The sequence below is a fragment of the Aliivibrio sp. SR45-2 genome, assembly GCF_963890165.1.
Taxonomy (GTDB): Bacteria; Pseudomonadota; Gammaproteobacteria; order Enterobacterales; family Vibrionaceae; genus Aliivibrio; species Aliivibrio salmonicida.
In genome coordinates this window covers 1-4,973 of the sequence record NZ_CAWPRC010000223.1, presented here as the reverse complement: position 1 = coordinate 4,973, position 4,973 = coordinate 1, and the positions used below count along the sequence as shown (strand labels likewise).

The window sequence follows — 4,973 nt, the reverse complement described above, 5'->3', positions numbered from 1 at the left end:
GAACAGATAAAAGCAGAAATTTATCGTTATATTATGCGAATAATACTCCGGAAGAATCTAACGTTAAAAGAAAGATAGATTGTTTTGTATCATCTAGTTATTTATTTGAAAATGGGAAGTGGGACCGTTTGTTCAAGGAATATTTTGGTCAGAAATCACAAACACATGAAGATATATGGGCAAGAGTTGCTGGGATGTTTGCTTTCGAAGGCTACTGGGAGTATCAATTACTCGCATATGTCAGCTTACTTGATCGTTATGTGAGTTTATTTGCAAGAGAGTACGATAATAAATTATCTAATAGTCAGTTTAGAAAGGTTTGTAGGAAAATTAAATCATATATTAAAGAGAAAAGCGAAACTGAGGCTGTGGAATCAGTAAATATTAAAGTATATGATAGCATTGCTCTGCAACTTCAATCTATTGAAAATTCAAGCTTTTCATCTTTTGGTGAAAAATTTGAATTTAAATGCTCTAAAACTGATAAACAAATTATTAGTATTATCAATTTAACTACAAATGATTTTGGACATCTAAAAAAAATTAGAAACTCAATTGCTCATGGCGACAGTCCAAAATTAAAAGATAACGGTGATATTACTTATGAAGTGATGTTGTCTAAAAAAGTTGATTTACTATTAAGGTATTGGACTTTTTGTGATCTTGGTTTTAATAAGCTTGATTATGTGCGGTTTTTAAATAACTGGATGTACCCAATAACAAGAGAAGCTCGGCTGAATCAATATGAACTTGATATTGCTACAGGTAATTATGTTTATTTGAACACAAATAAGACTAATTATAATTTGGCTAAAAAACAGTCTTTTGGGCAGTTAGTTATGCAATATGATGAATTAGACGATATATTCAGATTTAACAAGATGGCTTCTTCGGCTCTTGCAAGTTGGTATAAAGCAAGTGAATATAATTCAGTTGAAGCTAAACTAATGAGTGTTGTTGATACAAGAGTTATAAAAAGTATTACATATTTGAATAATGGCTATGTGACTTGTAATAATGATTCTTTTAAAGTTGAAGGCGGGATGTGTGTATTAAATGCCCCTGATTATTTTTGGCAATTTGAAAGTATTAATGATCGTCGATGCTTGTTTAATGATGAAAGTAACTCTTGGGTACAATCTAAATTAGAGAAAAGAATAAAATCATTAAGTAAATAGTATTGCGTTTATACAACATAACAAATGCATCAACACGATTTGCTACATTCGGCATTCTAGGTTTCTTTGAGTTTACCGTGTTAAGTGGTAAATTTGGGCTTAATCTGTATGGTAGCAAACGTGTTATGCAGGCGTTATGTGTATTTAAGGAATAATTAGATTATGAGTGACGGTATAGTAGGGAATGCGAAGTTTCGATGTTCCAATTGTGATTCAGAACATGAGTTAAATGAAGAAGATATCTATTTTGAAGCTACTGGTGGTTCAAGTCGAGAGATGGGTGATGAAACAGAATACAGTGCTTTAATTTCTGAGCAATGTAGCGAATGTGGCGCACTGTATGAAATTGGAATGAAAGTTTGGGAGTATCCAACAGGGATTATCAATTATTCCGACGAAGAGGCTAATGGGGTCGAAGATCTTAATGTTAACTACGAGATTTATCATAAACCGCCAGAGCCTGAGCGTGATAGCTCAAGGGTTATGGGAGCTGCCGCAGGAGGCGCAATATTTGGTGCATCTATTGGTGGTCCGTTCGGTGCACTTATTGGTGGAATAATTGGTGGGATAATTGGAGATTCGGTCGCAAAAGGAGATAAAAATGGATAAAGCTATTTATATCCCTTCAGCGATATTGGGGGGTATTTTCATTCTTATCTATGCATATAGGTGTCATGTAACTAAACGAGAATTTAATCAAGCTGTTATGGTTAATGCCTTTTTACAGTCGAGTGGTATTGTTTGCGGCCTATTATTAGTTTTAGGCACATTTAATGATGAAGCTAAAAAATTACTAAATGAGATTGATTTATATATTTTAATTGCAGGGTTTGCTGTCACAACGGCATCAATAAAAGGTATATATAAAGATATATTTTTGTCTACAGTAGTTAAGCCTAATGAGCCTAGATCTTCAGCTAAGCGCCAAGAAGAAGTTAAATCGTAAACGTAATGAGTATACACATAACAAATGCATCAACACGATTTACTACATTCGGCATTCTAGGTTTCTTTGAGTTTACCGTGTTAAGTGGTAAATTTAGGCTTAATCTGCATGGTAGCAAACGTGTTATGCAGGCGTTATGTGCTAGGAGTAAAAATGGAATTTTCGTATGAAAAAGTGACTCATCAAGATTTAGATGTAATTCTTAAATTAGGTGAAGCTGTTAATGATAAGCATGTTGTACCTCTTCTTAATTCTGAAGGTCAAAAAGCTATCAAAATGGCGTTTAAATCTGATATCGACAAGGTAAAGGATGACAGTATTTATTCAGCGATTAAAGCCACTATTGATAACGAAATTATCGGTTATATAGCTTGGCGTGACGAAAGTTATATTGGTCATCTTTACGTTAAAACTGAATATCACGGTTTTGGTGTGGCTAAGGGTTTAGTTGAAGAAATGAAGGCGGTAAGTGGTGCAAAATTAATTAGCGTTAAAGCTTCGATTTATGCGCTCGGTTTCTATAAAAAAGTTGGATTTAAGCCTGTATCAGAAGAGTTAAGCTTAAACGGTATTCGTTATGTTCCAATGGTACTTAATGTTCAACAGCGCACATAACAAAGCCATCAACACGATGCTTATAACATTCGGCGTTTTTGGTTTAGAGTATAATTGGTTTGGAAAGTGAGTCGTCAGCACGTGTTATGGCGGCGTTGTGCGTACTGAGTCCGAAATTTTTTGCACGGTTCATCAAAAGGATCGCGGCTTTCGTAGTTTTGGCTTAGTAAGCGTTCCTTTCTTCTTTGCTGCCTTTTGGTTTTCGTATTATCAGGTTCGGCAAATTAGCCCTTATTTTCTTAAGTTCAGGCGTTTCAGAAGTTAATTTACGCTTCAATTGTTCTTTGGTTATGCCTCATTTTAGTCTGCATCAGTGTTTTACTCGCAGCATTTTCAATCCCAGTAGTGGCAAGTATATTTGGTTTATCAGTTCCAAATCTGCTGAAACCAAGTCGTTCAAATGGCGTAAAAAATGTATTTGTTTTCCATTCACTTTATCTCGCAATTTAAGAACATTTTGTTCGCTTAATTGCCATCGGTAAATTAGAATCAGGGCTTAGAAAATCTTGGCAGGGCAGTTCTTTATCAAGTTGGCCAAGCCGAAAGTAAGCACGCACAACAATCGCATCAACACGATTTATTACATTCGGCGTTCTGGGTTTGTCTTAGGTTTAGTGATTAAGGTGGTAAAATTCAGGTTGGTCTGCATGGTAATAAACGTGTTATGCCAGCGTTATGTTTTAAAATCAACTAAGTAAGGAAGGTCAAAGTGAGTGTGTTACAAGCTGATGTGTTAATAAAAGAGTTGCCACAAATAAATATAATCGCATCATCACAGACTGATTGGGTTGCAGTTGGTAGTATATTAATTACGGGGTTTGTGGTTATTGCATCGACTTTGATGACAATAAAAAATGTCAATAAAACAATGCAGCAGCAACGTGAATTAGCTGAAGAACGAAATAGACTCGAAATTGAAAAATCTAAAAAGGAAGTTATAGCAAACAATAGACAAAATTGGATTAACAGTCTCAGAGCAACTGTTGCTGATTATATTGCATCAATTCAGAAACTCGATTCGCATACTAAAACTAGAGAGGCTAAGTTAAGTTCCCTAAAAAATGATAAACATATAGATCAAGTGATTAATATTTATAATCAATTAGAACTTGATGAAAGTGAAGCTTGGTCTTTGAAGGCGAGGATTAACCTTCATTTAAATCCAAATGAAAATGACTCAAAAGAATTAATTTTAGAATTAGAAAATCTCTTTAATATAGCTAAGAATGACAAGGTTCACGAAAATGGTCATGATGAATTTTGGGACAGTCTTGAAAAAATCGAACGTTTAACTCGAACAATATTAAAAACAGAATGGGAAAGGGTTAAGTTACAAGATTAAAACATAACAAATGCATCAACACGATTTACTACACTCGGCATCTCAGGTTGTCGGGTGTTTCTCGTTTTAAGGCGTCAATATTGAGTATAATTGCATAGTAGTAAACGTGTTATGCAGGCGTTATATTTTCTTTTTGATACTGTTCACACATACAGTTGTTCATTTTGCACTGTTTATTTATACATGATTTAATTGTTTGATACGTCATCATTTATGACGCTATTTACATGAGGATAAACGGAATGTCAGATTCAAATAACAAAATAGTCAGTTGCTTATGTGGGGATGTGAAAATTGAAGCCTCTGAGGTAAACCCTAAGTTTACTGTCTGCCATTGTGAAACATGTAGAACTTGGGGCGGTGGGCCATTATTCGCTGTTGAATGTGGAACTGGTGTTAAATTTGAAGGTATTAAGGCAATTAAAGAATACAAATCGTCACCTTGGGCAACTAGAGGGTTCTGTAATAATTGTGGTACTCATTTATTCTATCGTTTGAATAGCACTGGTAGCTATAACATGCCTATAGGTTTGTTTCCTCATCTGAAAAAACCAGTAATGACAATGCAGTATTTTAGTGACCAACGTCCTGATTACTACTGTTTTTCCAATGAAACCAAAGAAATGACTAAAGCTGAAATTGAAGCATATTTTAGCTCGTTGAACTAGAAAATATAACAAATGCATCAACACGATTTGCTACATTCGGCGTTCTAGGTTTCTTTTGGTTTACCGCATTAAGTGGTAAATTTAGGCTTAATCTGCATAGTAGCAAACGTGTTATGCAGGCGTTATACGAACTTTAAGAATGCAGTTTTTTGGTTCAGTTCAGCGATTGAACCATTAGTTTTTTAGGTGTGAAAGTAAGGTGGGTTTCCTTTTTCTTTGTTGCC

Annotated in this window: 6 protein-coding genes; all 6 read left to right on the top strand. The window is 34.7% G+C overall.

What is annotated here, in order from left to right; translation table 11 throughout:
* A partial coding sequence (locus AACV33_RS20950) for a HEPN domain-containing protein (RefSeq protein WP_182700617.1) occupies positions 1 to 1,178 on the top strand: 1,178 nt, incomplete at its 5' end.
* Positions 1,179 to 1,340: 162 nt separating this feature from the next.
* Complete coding sequence (locus AACV33_RS20945) at positions 1,341 to 1,787, top strand: hypothetical protein (RefSeq protein WP_065593616.1); 447 nt, start codon at positions 1,341 to 1,343, stop codon at positions 1,785 to 1,787.
* Entirely contained in the window at positions 1,780 to 2,124 is a 345-nt protein-coding gene (locus AACV33_RS20940; RefSeq protein WP_065593617.1) for a threonyl-tRNA synthetase, read from the top strand. The genes AACV33_RS20945 and AACV33_RS20940 overlap by 8 nt, the downstream gene beginning before the upstream one ends.
* A 153-nt stretch (positions 2,125 to 2,277) precedes the next feature.
* On the top strand, positions 2,278 to 2,739 hold the full coding sequence (locus AACV33_RS20935; protein ID WP_065593237.1) for a GNAT family N-acetyltransferase: 462 nt from the start codon (positions 2,278 to 2,280) through the stop codon (positions 2,737 to 2,739).
* A 709-nt stretch (positions 2,740 to 3,448) separates the two neighbouring features.
* On the top strand, positions 3,449 to 4,081 hold the full coding sequence (locus tag AACV33_RS20930) for a hypothetical protein (protein ID WP_182700616.1): 633 nt from the start codon (positions 3,449 to 3,451) through the stop codon (positions 4,079 to 4,081).
* A 242-nt stretch (positions 4,082 to 4,323) separates the two neighbouring features.
* Positions 4,324 to 4,749: a GFA family protein gene (locus AACV33_RS20925; RefSeq protein WP_182700615.1), complete on the top strand. Its 426-nt coding sequence runs from the start codon at positions 4,324 to 4,326 to the stop codon at positions 4,747 to 4,749.
* Positions 4,750 to 4,973: the final 224 nt, after the last annotated feature.